Genomic DNA, 18,556 nt, shown 5'->3' with positions numbered 1-18,556 from the left:
CCGGGACTCTGTGAAGAACCATAAATTTACCCCTGCACCGTTCGTCCCTCCTGATACCCGAGCTTTGCCCCTGGCCCACCCGTGCGCCGGGCAAACCGTTCCGATCAGCCCAGCGTCGAGATGGCAATGACCAAGACCAAGCCCCGTTCCCGCAAAGCCCTGTATATCGGCCTGCCCCTTGCCCTGGCGGTCGCTGCAGGCGCCGCCGTTGCCGGTTACCTGTACTTCCAGAGTAACGTCGGCTACCCGCGCAAAATCGTCGAGCAGGCCAATGCCCTGCATGAGCACATGCTGTCGTTCGACAGTCACATCACCGTGCCACTGGCCTTCGGCGGTGAAGGCACCGAGTTCGATAAGAACGGTCGCTATCAGTTCGACCTGATCAAGGCTGGCCAGGGTCGTCTGTCCGGTGCGGCGCTGACCATCTTCGGCTGGCCGGAGCTGTGGAACGGCCCCAATGCCCCTCATCGTCCAACGCCAGGCTTTGTCGATGAGGCCCGACACCAGCAGGAAGTGCGCTACAAGATCATCAGCAACATGGTTCGCGACTTCCCCAACCAGGTCGGTATCGCCTACACCCCGGAAGACTTCCGGCGCCTGAATGGCGAAGGCAAGTTCGCCATTTTCATCAGCATGCTCAATGCCTACCCGCTGGGTCGTGACCTGTCTCAACTGGACCTGTGGGCCGCCCGCGGCATGCGCATGTTCGGCTTTAGCTATGTGGCCAACAACGACTGGGCCGACTCTTCGCGCCCTCTGCCATTCTTCAACGACACCCCTGATGCCCTCGGCGGCCTTTCGTCCTTGGGCGAGCAAGCGGTCAAGCGTTTGAACGACCTGGGGATCATCATCGATGTCTCGCAGATGTCGACCCTGGCCCTTGAAGACGTCGCGCGCCTGAGCCGCACACCACTGGTGGCGTCGCACTCGGCGCCCCGAGCGCTGGTGGATATTCCACGCAACCTCAGCGACAAGGAAATGCAACTGATCAAGGACAGCGGTGGCGTGCTCCAGGTAGTCGCCTTCGGCACCTACCTCAAGCCCCTGAGCAAGCCGAGCCTGGAAAAACTCGAAGCCCTGCGCGCGCGCTTTGACCTGCAACCCTTGCAAGGCCTGGCCAACACCCTGATGCCCGGCGACGCGGTGATCGCCATCTGGCCTGAGAAGCGCTTCGGCGAATATGCCGGCAGTCTCTACGACATCGTCGACCTGGAGCCCAAGGCCACGCTCAAGGACTACGGCGACGCCATCGACTATGCCGTGAAGAAGATGGGCATCGACCACGTCGGCATCAGTTCGGACTTCAACGACGGCGGTGGCCTCGATGGCTGGAAGGATGTCAGCGAGATTCGCAATGTCACCGCCGAGCTGCTCAGCCGTGGTTACTCGGAAGCCGATATTGCCAAGCTCTGGGGCGGTAACTTCCTGCGGGTCTGGGCGCAGGTGCAAAAAGCCGCCCAACCAGTCGCCAGCCTCTCCACTCCTTGAACCAGGCAACTCCGACATGACTGACCGTCGTACCTTCCTCAAACAGGCCGGCCTGCTCGCCGCCAGCCTGCCACTGCTCCCCCAGGCACTGGCGGCAACACCGCCTCTGGCATCACTGCCCGGCAAGGAAAAATGGCAGCAGCTACGCCAGCTGTTCCCCCTCGACCCTGACTACGCGCATTTCGCCAACTTCCTGGTCACCGCCCACCCGCGCCCGGTGCAGGAGGCCATTGACTACTACCGCGCGCAGATCGACCGCAACCCGGCGCACTGGGTCGACTGGGAAACCCAGATCGAATGGCAGCGCGAGGGCGAGGTGCGCGAGTGGGCCGCCCGCTACCTGGCGGTCAGGCCCCGGCAAATCGCCCTGACGGGCAGCACCACCGAAGGCCTGGGGATGATCTACGGTCGGCTCAAGGTTGCCCCTGGACAGGAAATCCTCACCACCGAGCACGAGCACTACGCGACCCGCAAGACCCTGGAATTCCGCCAGCGCCAGGACGGCACCCGGGTCCGTAAGCTGCGGCTGTTCCAGCACCCGCGGGAGGTGTCCAGCGATCAGGTGCTGAGCACTATCGACAAAGCCATCAACGCCAACACACGGGTGCTGGGCATGACCTGGGTGCATTCGGGCAGCGGGGTCAAACTGCCGATCGGGCAGATCGGCGAACTGGTGCGCGCGCACAACCGCAACCGCGACGAAGACCGGCGCATTCTCTATGTCGTCGACGGCGTCCACGGCTTTGGCGTGGAGAACGCCAACTTCGCCGATTTCAACTGCGACTACTTCATCTCCGGCACACACAAATGGATGTTCGGCCCGCGCGGCACCGGCATCATCTGCGCCGCCTCCGAATCGATGCAGAACCTGGTGCCGACCTTCGCCACCTTCTCCGAAGACAAGGACTTCGCCACCACCATGACCCCGGGCGGCTATCACGCCTTCGAGCACCGCTGGGCGCTGGGCAAGGCCTTCGAACTGCACCTGCAGCTGGGCAAGGCGGAGGTCCAGGCGCGCATTCACCAGCTCAACGACTACCTCAAGCAACGCCTGTTCGAGCACAAGGCCATCGAACTGGTGACACCGTTGAGCGCCGAATACTCGGCCGGTTTCACCTTCCTGCGGGTCAAAGACCAGAATTGCGATGCCCTGGCCAGCTACCTCAACCACAACCGTATCGTCGTCGATGCCGTGGACCGTGACGTTGGTCCGGTGCTGCGCATGGCGCCCGGCCTGCTCAACGACGAAGCGCAAATCGACCGCGCCGTCGCCCTGTTGCGCAAAAAACTTGGCTGAGCACAGCAGTAAATTCTGCCACGGACGGCTCGTTCTATCGGTGTACTTGCGCAGGACCAGGGGGCGCGGCACCAAGCCCCCTCCCGACCATCCAAGGAACCGCCCAGCATGAGCCAGTCCCACCCTTTCGAAAAAATCCACGACCTGATCGGCGTTGGTTTCGGCCCTTCCAACCTGGCCCTGGCCATTGCCCTGGAAGAACTGGCTGAAACCAACGGCCATGCCCTCGATGCCCTGTTCATCGACAAACAGAGCGACTACCGCTGGCATGGCAACACCCTGGCGACCCAGAGCGAGCTGCAGATCTCGTTCCTCAAGGACCTGGTGTCGCTGCGCAACCCCACCAGTCCCTACAGCTTCGTCAACTACCTGCACCAGAAGCAGCGCCTGGTCGATTTCATCAACCTGGGCACCTTCTATCCCTGCCGCCTGGAGTACAACGACTACCTCAAGTGGGCCGCCGACCACTTCGCCAGCCAGGCCGTTTATGGCGAGGAAGTGCTGCGCATTGAGCCGGTGATGGACAACGGCCAGGTCGATCACTTGCGCCTGATCAGCCGTGACGCCAACGGCCATGAGCACAGCCGCGGGGCCCGTTCGGTGGTGATCGGCAGCGGCGGTACGCCGAAAATCCCGGAGGTCTTCAAGGCACTGCGCGACGATGCGCGGGTGTTCCACCATTCGCGCTACCTGAGCAGCCTGGGGCAACTGCCTTGCGCCCAGGGCAAGCCCATGCGCATCGCCATCATCGGCTCCGGCCAGAGCGCGGCAGAAGCCTTCATCGACCTCAATGACAGCTACCCGTCGGTGAAGGTCGAGATGATCCTGCGTGGCTCGGCGCTCAAGCCTGCCGACGACAGCCCGTTCGTCAACGAAGTGTTCGCCCCCGACTACACGGACCTGGTGTTCAACCAGCCGACAAACGAGCGCGCCAAGTTGATCGAGGAGTACCACAACACCAACTACTCGGTAGTCGACATCGACCTGATCGAGCGTATCTACGGCATTCTTTATCGTCAGAAAGTCGCCCACCAGTTCCGCCATGCCGTGCTCTGCCGCCGCCAGGTGGAAGCGGTGGTCAGCAACGCTGAAGGCATCGAGCTGACCCTGCGTGATCTTGCCACCCAGCAAGCGCAAACCCATCGCTACGATGCCGTGATCCTGGCCACCGGTTATGAGCGCCGTTCGCACCAGACCCTGTTGGCGCCTTTGGCCGAACACCTGCAAGCGTTCGCGGTCAATCGCGATTACCAATGCCTGACCAACCACGGCTTCAAGGCTGCGGTGTACCTGCAGGGGTTCTGTGAAGCCAGCCACGGCTTGAGCGATACCCTGCTCTCGGTACTGCCGATCCGTGCCCGGGAAATCGGCGAATCGCTGTACCAGACCCTGGGTAAAACCGCCACGCGCCCCTTGAACAATGCCCATACCGTCAAGGCAATCGCATGAACCACAACGCTCGCGGCGCGACCCGTGAACTCTTGCACCTGCTCAAACCGTTCTGGCCCATCGTGCTGCTGTCGATTGCCCTGGGCATTGTCGGTGGCGCCAGCGTCACCACGCTGCTATCCAGCATCAACACGGCCCTGCATGCGCCCGAAGGTGTCGCCAGCGGCATGCTCTGGGCCTTTGCCGGGCTGTGTGTGCTGTCGCTGCTCAGTACCGGATTTTCGGACATGGCCAGCAACTTCGTCGGCCAGAAAATCATCCTCAAGCTGCGCAAGGAGCTGGGGGAAAAGGTGCTCTGCGCGCCTATCGACCAGATCGAGCGCTACAAGAGTCATCGTCTGATCCCGGTGCTCACCCACGACATCAACACCATCAGCGACTTCTCTTTCGCCTTCGCCCCGCTGACCATCTCCATGACCGTCACCCTGGGCTGCCTGGGCTACCTGGCGACGCTCTCGTGGCCGTTGTTCCTGTTGATGGTCGGCGGCCTGGCGATTGGCCTGGGCGCGCAGCTGGTCGCTCGCCGCCGGGGTATCCAGGGTTTCGACAAGGCCCGCGAAGCGCAGGACGAACTGCAAAAGCACTACCACGCCATCGCCGAAGGCGCCAAGGAACTGCGCATCCACCGCCCGCGGCGCAATCGCCTGTTCACCCAGCGCATTGTGCAAACTGCCGATGACATCTGCAGCACGCAGGTTCGCGCGGTGAACACCTTCATCGTCGCCAAAACCTTTGGCTCGACCCTGTTCTTCGTGGTCATTGGCCTGGCACTACTGATCCAGAGCCTGTGGCCGGGCATGGACAAAGCCGCCATGAGCGGGTTCGTGCTGGTACTGCTGTACATGAAGGGGCCGCTGGATTATCTGGTCAGCGTGCTACCGATTGTCAGCCGGGCGCAGATCGCGTTTCGCCGCATCGCCGAGCTTTCCAAACAGTTCTCTTCACCCGAGCCGCACCTGCTGCTCAACGACAAGGCCAGCACGACCGAGCCCTTCACCAGCCTTGAACTGCGCAACGCCGGCTACACCTTCCCTGCCGTTGCCGGCGCCGCCCCCTTCAGCCTGGGGCCGGTGAACCTCAAGGTGCAGCGTGGCGACATCGTGTTCATCGTCGGTGAAAACGGCGGTGGCAAGACCACCCTGATCAAGCTGCTGCTCGGCCTCTATGCCCCGCAACACGGCGAGCTGCAGCTCAACGGCAAGGTGGTGAGCCCCGAGACACGCGACGATTATCGCCAGTCGTTCACCACCATCTTCGCCGACTACTTCCTGTTCGATGACCTGGTGCAAGGCGACGAGAACATTCCCGAGGAAGCCAACCAGTACCTGCAACGCCTGCAGATCGCTCACAAGGTCAGTATCGACAACGGCCGTTTCACCACCACCGACCTCTCCACCGGCCAGCGCAAGCGCCTGGCGCTGGTCAGTGCGTGGCTTGAGCAACGCCCGGTGCTGGTGTTCGACGAATGGGCCGCCGACCAGGACCCGACGTTCCGGCACATTTTCTACAACGAGCTGCTGCCGGACCTCAAACGCCTGGGCAAGACCATCATTGTCATCTCCCACGACGACCGCTATTTCCACGTAGCCGACCAGTTGGTGCGAATGAAAGCCGGCTGCGTCGCCGCCGAGCCTGAACCCGCCTGAAAGGAATCCTTACGATGAATCATCCGCTGTTTGCCGCCGTGGCGCTGGGCCTGTTCAGCCTCAGTGCCCACGGCGCCGCCCCCACCACGCCGGGTACCGTGTTTCAGGACTGCAAGGACTGCCCGCAGATGGTCGTCGTGCCTGCCGGCCAGTTTGTCATGGGCGCCCCGGAAGATGAGCTGGGCCGCGAGGCCGATGAAGGCCCCCAGCATCCGGTGACCTTCGCCCGCCCGTTTGCAGTGGGCCGCTACGCCGTCACCGCCGGGCAATGGAGTGCCTACAGCAAAGCCACCGGCGCCACCCCGCCTGACGGCGACACCCGCCCCGGCCGTGCCTGCAAAGCCGGTAAACCGACCTACACCATGGGCCCGGAGCAACCCCAGGTGTGCATCAACTACCAGGACATGCAGGGCTACCTGAGCTGGCTGTCGAAAAAAACCGGCGCCACCTACCGCCTGCTCAGCGAAGCCGAATGGGAATATGCCGCCCGCGCAGGCTCCAGCGGCCCCTTCCCGTTCCCCTTCGACAAGGAAGGCGAATACCAGATCAGCAAACACGCCAACACCTACGGTCCCTCCGACGGTTTCAGCTACACCGCACCATCGGGCAGTTACCCGGCCAACGCCTTCGGCCTCTACGACATGCACGGCAACGTCTATGAGCGGGTGGAGGATTGCTGGCACGAGAACTACCAGGGCGCCCCCGGCGACGGCAGCTCCTGGACCGATCAGGGCTGCGAAACCCGGCAGATCCGCGGCAACGACTGGACCGAGGCGCCGATTTTCACCCGTTCCGGCAACCGCAACACCCGAGCGCCACAAGTGCTCGGCGACTGGTTGGGCTTTCGGGTAGCCCGCGACCTCTGACCCTACCCCGGCGCGAGGCAGGTACTTGTCTGCCGGCAAGGCTTGCCCCGCGCCGCCAGCCCGCCTAAATCGATCTCCCGGTGCTTCGTTCCATAAGCAGAACTTTTCCGCGAAGCCCGCTTGAGAATCGACCATGCACACCCTCGATCCCTGCCTCGAAGACGACCTGTTGGCCCTGCTGCTGGCCGAAGACGAATCACCCCTCGATTTCGCCCCTGACACCACCGCTGACCAAGCTGAGACGTTATCAGGGCCGCAGCCACTGACATTTGCCCAGCAGCGCCTGTGGTTCTTGCAGCAAGTGGATCCGGGGAGCAGCGCCTACAACCTGCCGCGCGTCCTGCGCCTGGACGGCCAACTCGATGCACAACGCCTGGAGCGTGCGCTGAACCGGGTGATCGAACGCCATGCCATCTTGCGCACGCGCTTTACCCAGGACGACAACGAGCCGCAACAAATCATCGAGCCCGATGCACGCCTCACACTGCAGCACGTGCCATTGAGTCATCTGCACGGCGACAGGCTGGAGCGCGAGCTGCAACGACACATTGCCGACCAGGCAAGCACGCCATTCGACCTGCAAGTGGCACCACTGATCCGTGCAACACTGCTGCAGACCGGAGTCCAACAGCATTTCCTGCTGCTGACCCTGCACCATATCGTCTCCGATGCCTGGTCCAATCCACTGCTGGTCGCCGACCTGTCCCAGGCCTATGCACTGCCGACCGAGCAAAGCCTGCCAGTGCCGGCGCAGCAGTACGCCGACTATGCCCGCTGGCAACGCCAGCACTACCCCGACAGCCCGCAGTTCGCTGCCAGTGCTCGCTACTGGCGTGACTACCTGGGCGACGAAATCCAGCCGTTGGCCCTGCCCCTGGACTACCCGCGCCAAGCGGCGCAGCGCCACGTCGCCGGCTATCACCTGGAGCAACTGGACACGCACACCTGCCAGCAATTGCAGGCCCTGTGCCGTGCCCACAAATTGCAACCGATGGTGGTACTGCTGGCGGCCTGGCAACTGCTGCTGGGGCGTTACAGCGGGCAGACCGATTTCACCGTGGGCATTCCCAGTGCCACCCGCACCCGTAGCGAAACCCATCAACTGGTGGGTCTGTTTGTCACCAGCCAGGTCTACCGCGCTCAGCTGCCAGCGCAGAGCACCGGCCTGCAGTTGCTCAACCGCCTCAAGGCCGACAGCCTGGCGGCGCTGGAGCATGCCGACTACCCCATCGAGTTGATTCTCGAATCCCTCGAACTGCACCGTAGCAGCCTGGCCAATCCGCTGTTCCAGACCCTGTTCAACTGGCGCGTAAGCACCCCGGGCACAACCGCCCTGAACCTTGGCGAGCTTGCGGTGACGTTCCTTGAAGGCGGCTCGCGGCAGGCCAAGTTCGACCTGTCACTGGAGGTGGACTATGCGCCCGACGCCATCGCCGTGAGCCTGGAATACTGCACTGACCTGTTCAGCCCGGCCACCGTCGCCGGCATGGCCCGGCACTGGCTTAACCTGCTGCAGGCGCTGTTGGCTGGCCCCGACAGGCGCCTGGATGAACTGCCGATGCTCAGCCCTGCCGAGCAACAGGCAATCCTGCGCGGCCTCAACCCGAGCGCGCAGCCCTACCCCGGCGAGTTCCGGGTCCAGCGCCTGATCGAGCAACAGGCACAGCGAAGCCCCGATGCCTGTGCGCTGGTCTTCGCCGACCAGAGCCTCACTTACCGCCAGCTCGACCAGCGCGCCAACCAGTTGGCCCACGCCCTGATCCAGCACGGCGTCGGCCCCGAAGTGTTGGTCGGGATTGCCGCCGAACGCTCGCTGGAAATGGTCATCGGTCTGCTCGCCATCCTCAAGGCCGGCGGCGCTTATGTGCCGCTGGACCCGGAATACCCGGGCGAGCGCCTGGCCTATATGTTCGACGACAGCGCCATCGGCCTGTTGCTGACCCAGCAGCAGGTGCAAGACAAGCTGCCTGCTTTCGCCGGCCAGACGCTGCTACTGGACGATGATTTCAGCCGCTGGCCCGATCAGGCCCCGGCGGTCGAGGTCGATGGCGAACACCTGGCCTACGTCATCTACACCTCCGGCTCCACCGGCAAGCCCAAGGGCGCCGGCAACCGTCACCTGGCCCTGCACAACCGCCTGGCCTGGATGCAGCAGGCCTACCAACTAAGCGCGGCCGACACCGTGCTGCAAAAGACCCCGTTCAGCTTTGATGTCTCGGTCTGGGAGTTTTTCTGGCCGCTGATCCAGGGGGCGCGCCTGGTCATCGCCGCGCCGGGCGAGCACCGCGAACCGGACAAACTGATCGCCACCATCGAACGCCACCAGGTCACCACCTTGCACTTCGTGCCATCGATGTTGCAGGTGTTTATTCACGAGCCGGGGGTCGAGCGCTGCACCTCGCTGACGCGCATCATCTGCTCCGGCGAAGCGCTACAGGCCGACGCCCAGTATCACGTCTTCGACAAGTTGCCCGCTACCGGCCTGTACAACCTCTATGGTCCCACCGAGGCGGCCATCGACGTCACCCACTGGACTTGCCGCGACGAAGGCCTGGACAGCGTGCCGATCGGCCACCCGATCGCCAACCTCTATACCCATGTCCTCGACCACAGTTTCGGGCCGGTGCCCATCGGCACCCAGGGCGAACTGTTGCTCGGCGGCTGCGGCCTGGCCCGTGGGTATCACCGCCGTCCGGCGCTGACCGCCGAACGTTTCATACCCGACCCGTTCAGCCCGACGCCGGGCGCGCGTCTGTACCGCACCGGCGACCTGGCCCGCTACCGTACCGATGGTGCTATCGACTACTGCGGACGCCTCGACCATCAAGTGAAAATCCGCGGCCTGCGCATCGAGCTCGGCGAGATCGAGGCGCGCCTGCTCGAACAGCCTGGCCTGCGCGAAGCGGCAGTACTGGCCCAACCCGGCCTGACCGGTTTGCAACTGGTGGCCTATGTGGTCGGCGCTGCCGACTCGCAGGTGAGCGAACTGCAAAGCGCCCTGCGCAGCCAGTTGCCGGACTACATGGTACCGGCGCATATCCTCCTGCTCGATGCACTGCCGCTGAGCCCCAACGGCAAACTGGATCGCCGCGCCCTGCCGCTGCCCGAGGCCATCCAGCGAGAACACCTGGCACCGCGTACCGCACGCGAACGACAGCTGGTGCAGCTCTGGCAGGACGTGCTGCGCCGCGAGTCGATCGGCATCAGCGACAATTTCTTCGAGCTCGGTGGCGACTCGATCATCTCTATCCAGGTGGTCAGCCGCGCGCGCCGCCTGGGCCTGCACTTAAGCCCCAAGGATGTATTCGAGCACCAGACCATCGAAAGCCTGGCCAAGGTCGTGGTCGAAGACGATCAACGCGCGCAGATCGACCAAGGCCCGCTACGGGGTGTCAGCCCACTGCTGCCGTTCCAGCATGCATTCTTCGAACTGGACATTGCGCAACGCAACCACTGCAATCAGTCGATGTTGCTCAAACCGTCCAGCACGCTCGATGCACAGCGCCTGAGCCAGGCGCTGCATCAGTTGCTTATCCATCACGACGCCCTGCGCCTGCGTTTTACCGACGCGAGCGCCTGCCATTGCGACGCACCGGTGCAGGACCTGCTCTGGCACCTGCAGGTCGAAGAGGTTGGCGCAACGCTCCAGCGCGCCCGGCACAGCCTCGACCTGGAGCAGGGTCAGCTGTTGCGGGCAGCGCTCATGGACCTGGCCGACGGCAGCCAGCGCCTGCTGTTGGTGATCCACTCACTGGTGATCGATAGCGTGTCCTGGCGAATTCTGCTGGAAGATTTGCAATCGGCGTACCTTGGCCAACCGCTGGCGGCCAAGACCCATGCCATGGGCCACTGGAGCGAACGCCTGGAGCAATTCGCCCGTAGCCCTGAGGGCAGCGCCGAGCGTGAGTTCTGGCAGCAGCAGTTGCAGGGCCCCCACCCCGACCTGCCCGGTGCCCCTGCGCAAACGCCTTGCACTGAACCGCAAACCGTCCTTGTTCACACCCGGCTGGACCGCAACCAGACCCAACGCTTGCTGCAACAGGCGCCGGCCGCCTACCGCACCCGAACCAACGACCTGCTGTTGACCGCGCTGGCCCGCACCCTGTGCCACTGGAGTGCTCAGCCGCAGGTACTGCTCCAGCTCCAGGAGCCGGGCCGCAATGCCCTGTTCGACGATGTCGACCTGACGCGCAGCCTGGGCGGGTTCACCCAGCGGTTCCCACTGTGCCTGAGCACCGCACCCTCGCTGGCAGACTCGATCAAAGGCATCAAGGAGCAGTTGCGCGGCGTCCCCAACAACGGCCTGGGCTTCGGTGCCCTGCGCTATCTGGGTGATCACGCCAGCCGCGAAGCCCTCGCGTCCCTGCCAACGCCGCGCGTCACTTTCAACTACCTGGGCCATTACCAAGCGCGCTTCAGCGACGCCGCCGACGCGTTATTCGCCCCTTGCGACGAAGCGGCCGGTGCCCGGCAAGACAGTTATGGGCCGCTGGGCGACGGTCTGGAAATTACCGCCGAAGTCCGCGCCGGCACGTTGAGTGTGGTGTGGTGTTTCAGCCAGACCGCCTTCGAAACAGCAACGATCCAGGCACTGGCCGACGCCCTGGGCGAGCAGTTGCACGCGTTGATCGAACACTGCTGCACACCCGACCAGGGCGCGATAACGCCCCACGACGTGCCACTGGCGCAGCTGTCCCAGGCCCAGCTTGACCGCCTGATCGACACGCCCCGCCAGCTCGAAGACCTCTATCCGTTGTCGCCAATGCAACAAGGCATGTTGTTCCATGCCCAGCTCAATGCCGACCATGGTGACTACCAGCAACAGTTGCAGCTAGAGGTTGACGGTCTCGACATCGAGCGTTTCCAGCGTGCCTGGCAAGCCACTCTGGACAGTCATGCGATTCTGCGCAGCAGCTTCCACTGGGGTGATGGCCTGGCGCAACCGCTGCAACGGGTGACCCGACAACTGAACGCCGATTTCACCTGCCATGCCCAGGGCAGCCTGAGTGCCGAGCAGTTGGCGCGCCAGGAACGCGAACGCGGCTTCGATCTCAGCCAGGCACCGTTGCTGCGCTGGGCCGCCCTGCAGCAAGACCGCCAGCGCTGGCACCTGGTGTTCACCAGCCACCACATCCTGCTCGACGGCTGGAGCACCTCGCAGCTGTTCGCGCAGCTGATGCAGCGTTATCACGGCATCCCGGTGCCCGCGCCCAAGGCGCACTTCAAGGACTACATTGCCTGGCTGCAAGGGCGCGACCACGATGCCGACCGGCTCTTCTGGCAGCAGTACCTGCGCGGCCAGGACGAACCGACCTTGCTCGCTCCGGCCACCGTCAACAGTCACCCGGCAGACCTCGGCCATGGTTGCTGCCAGCGTCTGCTTGAGGCTGGGCAAACCCGCGCACTGGAGCAACTCGCGCGCAACGCCAGGGTTACCGTCAATACCCTGGTCCAGGCCGCCTGGTCCTTGCTGCTGCAGCAATACAGCGCACAGGCCAGCGTCGTGTTCGGTATCACGGTCGCCGGCCGGCCAAGCTCGCTGGCCCATGCCGATCAGCAGATGGGCTTGTTCATCAACACCTTGCCGGTGGTCGTCGAGCCGCGCCCCGAGCAACCCCTGGCACAATGGTTGCGCAGCCTGCAGGCAGACAACCTGAGCCTGCGTGAACACGAACACAGCCCGCTGTTCGAAATCCAGCGTCTGTTCGGTGGCCCTCTGTTCGACACCCTGCTGGTGTTCGAAAACTATCCCGTGGACGAAGCCCTGCAACAGCAAGCCGACGATCAGTTGCACATCGGCAACATCAGCACCCATGGTCAAACGCATTACCCGATCAGCGTGGCGGTCACCCTGGGACAGCGCCTGGAGATCAAGCTGCACCATCGCCTCGATCACGTAAGCAGCGCACGTGCCGAACAGATCACCGGACATTTCGTTGCCTGGCTGCAGGCCTTGGGCCAGGCCAGCGCGCAACAGCCGGCAGGCGAACTCACCCTCACCCGGCCGCAGCCAACTCCGGTGCTGACGCCAGCAGCACCAGCCTGTGTCCATGACCTGTTCGAGCAACAGGCCCGGCGCACGCCCGATGCCATTGCCCTGGTCGATGCGCACGGCCACCTCAGCTATGGCGAACTGCTGCAGCAGGCTGACCACATTGCCCGCTACCTGATCAGTCTCGGCCTTACACCGCAAGGCCGCGTCGGCCTGGCCCTGAACCCGTCATTCACGCGGATTGCCGCGCTGTTGGGCATCCTCAAGGCCGGCGGCAGCTATGTGCCGCTGGACCCTGGCTACCCACGGGAACGCCTGCAGCACATCATCGAAGACAGTGGCCTGAGCCTGCTGCTGAGCGAGTCCGCCGTCCTCGACAAACTACCGCCCTTCCCTGGCCCGACCCTGAATATCGCCTCGATCGATGCACTGACCGCACAAGCCTTGCCAGCGGTCCAGCGCTGCAGCTGGCCGGAGCAACTGGCCTACATCATCTATACCTCCGGCTCCACCGGCCTGCCCAAGGGCGTTGCCGTACAACACCAGGCCGTGGCCCGGCACTGCCTCAGTGCCGCCGCGGCCTACGAGCTGAACGCCCGGGATCGTTGCCTGCAGTTCGCCTCGATCAGCTTCGATGCGGCCAGTGAGCAGATCCTCATGCCCCTGCTGTGCGGTGCCAGCCTGCTGATCGGTGACACCCACCGATGGACCAGCCAACAGCTGGCCGATGCCGTCGAGCGCCACGGCGTGACCTGCCTGAACCTGCCGCCCTCGTACTTCTTCGAGACCGCGCGGGTGCTGCAGAGCCAGGGTCGCAAGGTGCAGGTCAAGACCTGCATTCTTGGCGGTGAAGGCTGGAGCCGCGAGCATTTCGACAAGCAGCACGGTATCCGCTGCCAACGGCTGATCAATGCCTATGGACCGACCGAAGCGGTGATTACCCCGCTGGCCTGGACCGTACCGCTGGACGTCCACGGCGCACGCCTGGCCATCGGCAAGCCGCTGGGCGCACGCCAGGCGTACGTCCTGGACAGCATGCTCGGCCAGCTCCCCGAGCAGCTGAGCGGCGAGCTGTACCTGGGCGGTGAACTGTTGGCCCTGGGTTACTTCAATCAGCCCGGCCTGACCGCACAACGCTTCCTCCCCGATCCCTTTGGCGCCCCCGGCGCGCGCCTGTACCGCACCGGTGATCTGGCCGAACGCGGTAGCGATGCGGCCTTGTACTACCACGGCCGTAGCGATCAGCAACTGAAGATCCGCGGGCTGCGCATGGAAGCCGGCGAAATCGAAAGCCGTCTGTGCAGCTTGCCTGGCATCCATCAGGCCCTGGTCATGCGCCATCCACAGGCCGACAGCCTGCTGGCCTACGCGAGTTTCACCGACAGCAAATCGTTCAAGCACGCTGATCCTGCCGCGCTCAAACGCCGCTTGGCCGAGCAGTTGCCGGCCTATATGGTCCCCAGCGATATCGTCCCGCTTGAACACTGGCCCTTGACTCACAATGGCAAGATCGACCGGCGCCGCCTGCCGTTGCCCGAACGTGTCCAGGCCGCGACCAACAGCGCGCCGGCCACGGCCAGCGAGCAGCGCATGCAACGCCTCTGGGCCCAGGTACTGGAGCTTGAGCCTGAGCATGTCGCGGTGGATGCCAACTTCTTCGAGCTCGGCGGCCATTCGCTGAAAGTCCTGGTGGCCGTGTCGGCGATCAAGGCCGAGCTGGGCGTGGAGCTCACGCTGCACGCCTTTATCCAGCAACCGTCGTTGCGTGAGCTGTGTGCCTACCTCGAGGGCCAGGGCAGCCAGCGCAGCGCGATCATCGACCTCAACCGCTCAGCACAGCCTCGGACGCTGTACTGCCTGCACCCGGGCGGCGGTTCAGCGCTGTGCTATTTCCCGTTGGCGGCAGCACTGGCCGAACACATCCGGGTCAAGGGCCTGATGTTCCATGACTACGTCAATGAGCCGAACAGCCCGCGGCCGAGCTGGCAACAGATGGTCGACGACTACACCCGGCAGATCCTCGCTGACCAACCCGAAGGCGAGTTCCACCTGCTGGGCTGGTCCCTGGGCGCGCCGCTGGCGATGCAGATTGCCCAAAACCTGGAAGACCTGGGCCGGACCGTGGCGTTCGTCGGCCTGCTCGACCCGACCGTCGAGCACAAGGGCCCGGCCCCTATCGAGGCAGTCACCGAGACGGACAACAGCGACCAGCCGCTGCGGCTGCAAGCGCTGACCGGGTTTTTCTCGCTGTTGTTCGTCAACCATGCACAGACCGCCACGCACTATTGCCAGGCACAGGGCAATCCACTGCTCGACGATACCGTGGTCGAAGACTTCATCCAGTGGTCAACGGGCGTTGCCGACATCAGCGCCGAGCAGGCGCGAGCGGTATTCCTCAACGTCAGCACCGAACGCGAAGTGGCCCTGGGCAAATCGGTGTATGCCTACCTGGAAAAGCTCAGCGAAGACCTCCACTACCCGCCGTTGCAGGTCGCTGCGCATTGCTGGTGGTCGGCGCTCGACACCCCGGACTTTCAGGCGCGCACCGAGGCCCTGCGACGCTTGAATACGCGGCAGCGGGTGGCCTGCAGCCGCGGGTTCGAGGTCACTCACGCAACCCTGGCGTACTCGCCAGAAGTCATTGACGCAATCTGCCAGGCCTTGGCCTGACCCCTGGTGGGAGCGGGCTTGCCCCGCGATTGCGGGCTGTCAGCCACATCGCATCGCGGGACAAGCCCGCTCCCACCGGGGGTAGCACCTCCGGAAACGACAAGGCCGGCAGCCATTACTGGCTGCCGGCCTTGGGGGATGAAGCTTAGTAAGTACCGCGCAGGGTCAACACGAAGTTGCGCGGGTCGCCGTAGAAGTTGCCGTACATAGAGTTACCAATGGTCGAGTAGTACTTCTTGTCGGCCAGGTTGTTGCCGTTGAGGGCCACGCTCCAGTGTTCGTTCAGGCGGTAGTCGGCAAAGGCGTTGTACACCGCGTAACCCGGCTGGGAAAAGTCGATGTTGCCCTCCGATACGTAGCTCGCGCTCTGAGCCGTGACACCGCCACCGACGCGCAGGTTTTCCAGCGCACCCGGCATGCGGTAGGTCAGGAACGCCTTGCCCAGGTGCTTGGGCGTCAGGCTCAAGGCAGTAGCGGTGGTCGAGCCGCTTTCGGTGGCTACGTTGCGGTTGTGGTTGTAGGTGTAGCCGAAAGTACCTTCCAGACGCTCGGTAATCTGCCCGCTGGCTTCGAACTCAATACCCTTGCTGGTGACCTCGCCCTCATCCAGAAAGCAGCACGAAGCGCCCTGCCCGGAGACCACATAGTCTTCGTTGAGGTCTTGCACAGCCTCACCATCACGCTTGGTGTAGTACAGCGCGGTGGTGGTGTTCAAACGGCCTTCGAACAGTTCGCCTTTGACGCCCAGCTCGTAGGCACGCCCTTTGACCGGGTCCAGCGACGAAGTGCCGGGACTTGGCCCCTTGAGATAATTGGCCTGGGATTTGTAGATCTCGGCAACGCTGGTATAGGCGGTCCATTCATCGGTCAATTTGTATGTCAACGCGGCAAACGGGGTGAACACGTTGTCGTCGCTGTACACCGTCCTACTGTTGGAGGTCTGCGCACCGGCGGCGTTGAAACGAGTGGCTTCGAAGCTGTAGTAGTAATCGTTGTAGCGACCACCGAGGATCAAATGCAACGGGTCAGCCAGCTGCAGACGCAGCGAACCGTAGAAACCGTTCTGTTTGATATAGGTCGGCAACACCTGGCTCGGGTAACTATTGCCTTTGAGCGAAGGAAATTTGCTCGGATCGAAGGCAAAAATATCGCCCGCCGAAACGCGCCCTCCGGACGCATAGGCATCAATGTCCTGCTTGGAGTTCTGCCAGGTATACCCCAGCACCGCATCGTGACGGCCGCCAAACAGGTCGAAGCCACCCTTGAGGGAGAAATCTACAGCGCGATCACGATAGGTTTCGTCTTGAAAGGCCCAAACGCCTCTAGATCCCGTATGGGTCACCGGATCGATGGCGCCAATAAAGTTGTAGTAATCGCGGTCCTGCTGGTTCTTGGCATAGATAGCATCCAGCGTCGCCGTCCAGTCTTCGTTCAGATGCTGTTCAAGCCGTGCATAAAAGTTGTCGCCACGACGGTTCTTGTAGTCGTGCTTGCCGGCCAGAAAGGTGCTGCGCGACAGGTCCAGATCAGTGCCGTTGCTGTAGCGCGGCAGGCCATAGGCCTGGTCGGACGAGTTCAGGCGGTCGTGGGTGTAGCCAACGGTGAGCAAGGTGCTGTCAGTGAGATCAGCCTCCAGCACGCCATGAAACAACTGGCGATCAGAGTCGAACTCGTCGATGTAGGCGTTGCGGTCCTGGTAGACGATGACGCTGCGCCCGCGCAGCTTGCCTTCAAAGCCCAGTGGGCCGCTGACATCGAGTTCGGTACGGTAATTGTCCCAGCTGCCGATGGACTGGGTCACCGAGAACTGGTTGTAGGCAGTGGGACGCTTACGCACCAGGTTGACGCTGCCGCCTGGCTCGCCGTTGCCCGAATACAGGCCATCGGCGCCGCGTAGAATTTCGACATGGTCATAGATGGCCATGTCGAGGTCTTTCCAGGCGAAGGCACTGACCCCCACCGGTGCGCCACCGTCAAGACGGAAGTTGGTGATTTCAAAACCCCGCGCCAGGTAGCGGGAGTTGGTCATGCTGCCCTGATAGGCGGTCACCCCGGTGGTCTGGGTGAGCACATCGTTCATGGTGGTCAGATGCTGGTCTTCCATCCGTTGCCGGGTGATGACGCTGACGCTCTGCGGAGTGTCCTTGATCGACTGCGGCATCTTGCCGATCGATACAGAACCTGCGGTGTAGGAGCCGGTGCGCTCTGTGGCCGCCCCCAGGCCGGCGCCGGTGATGCTGGTGGCGCCCAGTTCCAGCGCAGCGTTGTCTGGGGTACCGAGCAGTAGCACGGTGCCGTTGTCGATCTGATAACGCAGGCCGCTGCCACGCAGCAATTGCCCCAGCGCGTCGTTGGACTCCATCTCCCCGCTGACCGCTGCGCCACGCTTGCCTTCCACCAGGCTTGGCTCGTACAGCACTTGCAGGCCTGACTGCTCGCCGAACTCGCGCAAAGCGCTGGCCAGGCTCTGGGCAGGAATGTTGACCGTTACCGGCGCCGCTTCGGCCAGCGAAGCCAAGCCCAATACCCCCAGCAGCACCCATGGTGCAGACCTGGAACGCTCTACCCCGGCAAAGGGTGAGATCAACGAACGCAGACGACGTGCGGCAAGACTCATGACAACCCCAAGTAAACGAGAATGATTCTGTTTATATATGTGTTTTGTATTAGACGCAGGAGTGGTTAAAAACCGGAAAACTTTTTTGCCGATTTATTTGTGCGTGTTTTCAGTGGGTAAAAAATTCTGCACGCAATCTCGGGGCGCGTGATCTTGGGGTTGGGATGCTGAGGCTGTGAGCTTATCCATTTGTGTGGCGATGCTGCTGGCCCCTACAGGCACCTCCACTCAGCCTCCTGAAGTCGCAGTCCGCGGCGCCTGCACTTGCGTGCATGAAGATCAAGATCAACACGTTAAAGCGGGATTTTCCCGCGAAGCGATGTAACTGGCGGGTCGATATCGCGGGGCAAGCCCGCTCCCACCGGGAGATCAATTAGCCCGGTGGGAGCGGGCTTGCCCCGCGATAACATCCTGGCGCCGCCAGAATCAGATTTTGAAGATACGTCAGCACAGGCGCCGCCCGTAACTTTGCGACTTCAGGAGGCTGAGCGTAGGTGTCTGGAGGGGGCTGGTGCGCAGCACCCTTCGGCC

At 63.2% G+C, this 18,556-nt stretch carries 7 protein-coding genes; 6 read left to right on the top strand and 1 reads right to left on the bottom strand.

What is annotated here, in order from left to right; genetic code table 11:
• Nucleotides 1-126: 126 nt before the first annotated feature.
• The 6 genes from pvdM to PSAKL28_RS09575 all read left to right on the top strand — a co-directional run bounded on the left by pvdM (nt 127) and on the right by PSAKL28_RS09575 (nt 15,408).
• Complete coding sequence (gene pvdM / locus PSAKL28_RS09600; protein WP_038609439.1) at nt 127-1,488, top strand: pyoverdine-tailoring dipeptidase-like protein PvdM; 1,362 nt, start codon at nt 127-129, stop codon at nt 1,486-1,488.
• A 16-nt stretch (nt 1,489-1,504) separates the two neighbouring features.
• A complete protein-coding gene (gene pvdN, locus PSAKL28_RS09595) occupies nt 1,505-2,785 on the top strand; it encodes a pyoverdine-tailoring periplasmic protein PvdN (protein ID WP_038609437.1) in 1,281 nt (426 codons plus the stop codon).
• A 108-nt stretch (nt 2,786-2,893) separates the two neighbouring features.
• On the top strand, nt 2,894-4,234 hold the full coding sequence (locus PSAKL28_RS09590; protein WP_051939233.1) for a lysine N(6)-hydroxylase/L-ornithine N(5)-oxygenase family protein: 1,341 nt from the start codon (nt 2,894-2,896) through the stop codon (nt 4,232-4,234).
• Nucleotides 4,231-5,880, top strand: a complete 1,650-nt coding sequence (locus tag PSAKL28_RS09585) for a cyclic peptide export ABC transporter (RefSeq protein ID WP_038609434.1) — start codon at nt 4,231-4,233, stop codon at nt 5,878-5,880. Before PSAKL28_RS09590 ends, PSAKL28_RS09585 begins: the two co-directional genes overlap by 4 nt.
• A 14-nt stretch (nt 5,881-5,894) precedes the next feature.
• A complete protein-coding gene (locus tag PSAKL28_RS09580) occupies nt 5,895-6,746 on the top strand; it encodes a formylglycine-generating enzyme family protein (protein WP_038609431.1) in 852 nt (283 codons plus the stop codon).
• A 133-nt stretch (nt 6,747-6,879) separates the two neighbouring features.
• Nucleotides 6,880-15,408 carry a non-ribosomal peptide synthetase gene (locus PSAKL28_RS09575; RefSeq protein WP_051939231.1) on the top strand — a complete coding sequence of 2,843 codons (8,529 nt, stop codon included), beginning with the start codon at nt 6,880-6,882 and terminating at the stop codon, nt 15,406-15,408.
• Between the two features lie 145 nt (nt 15,409-15,553).
• On the opposite strand, the gene PSAKL28_RS09570 is transcribed toward PSAKL28_RS09575, so the two are convergent.
• The gene (locus PSAKL28_RS09570) at nt 15,554-18,025 is read right to left on the bottom strand and encodes a TonB-dependent siderophore receptor (RefSeq protein WP_038609428.1); all 2,472 of its coding nucleotides are present in this window, start codon (nt 18,023-18,025) and stop codon (nt 15,554-15,556) included.
• Between the last annotated feature and the right edge of the window lie 531 nt (nt 18,026-18,556).

This window comes from Pseudomonas alkylphenolica (genome assembly GCF_000746525.1).
GTDB classification, from domain to species: domain Bacteria; phylum Pseudomonadota; class Gammaproteobacteria; order Pseudomonadales; family Pseudomonadaceae; genus Aquipseudomonas; species Aquipseudomonas alkylphenolica.
The sequence above is the reverse complement of the archived record's forward strand: the minus strand, read 5'-3'. Positions and strand labels throughout refer to the sequence as shown.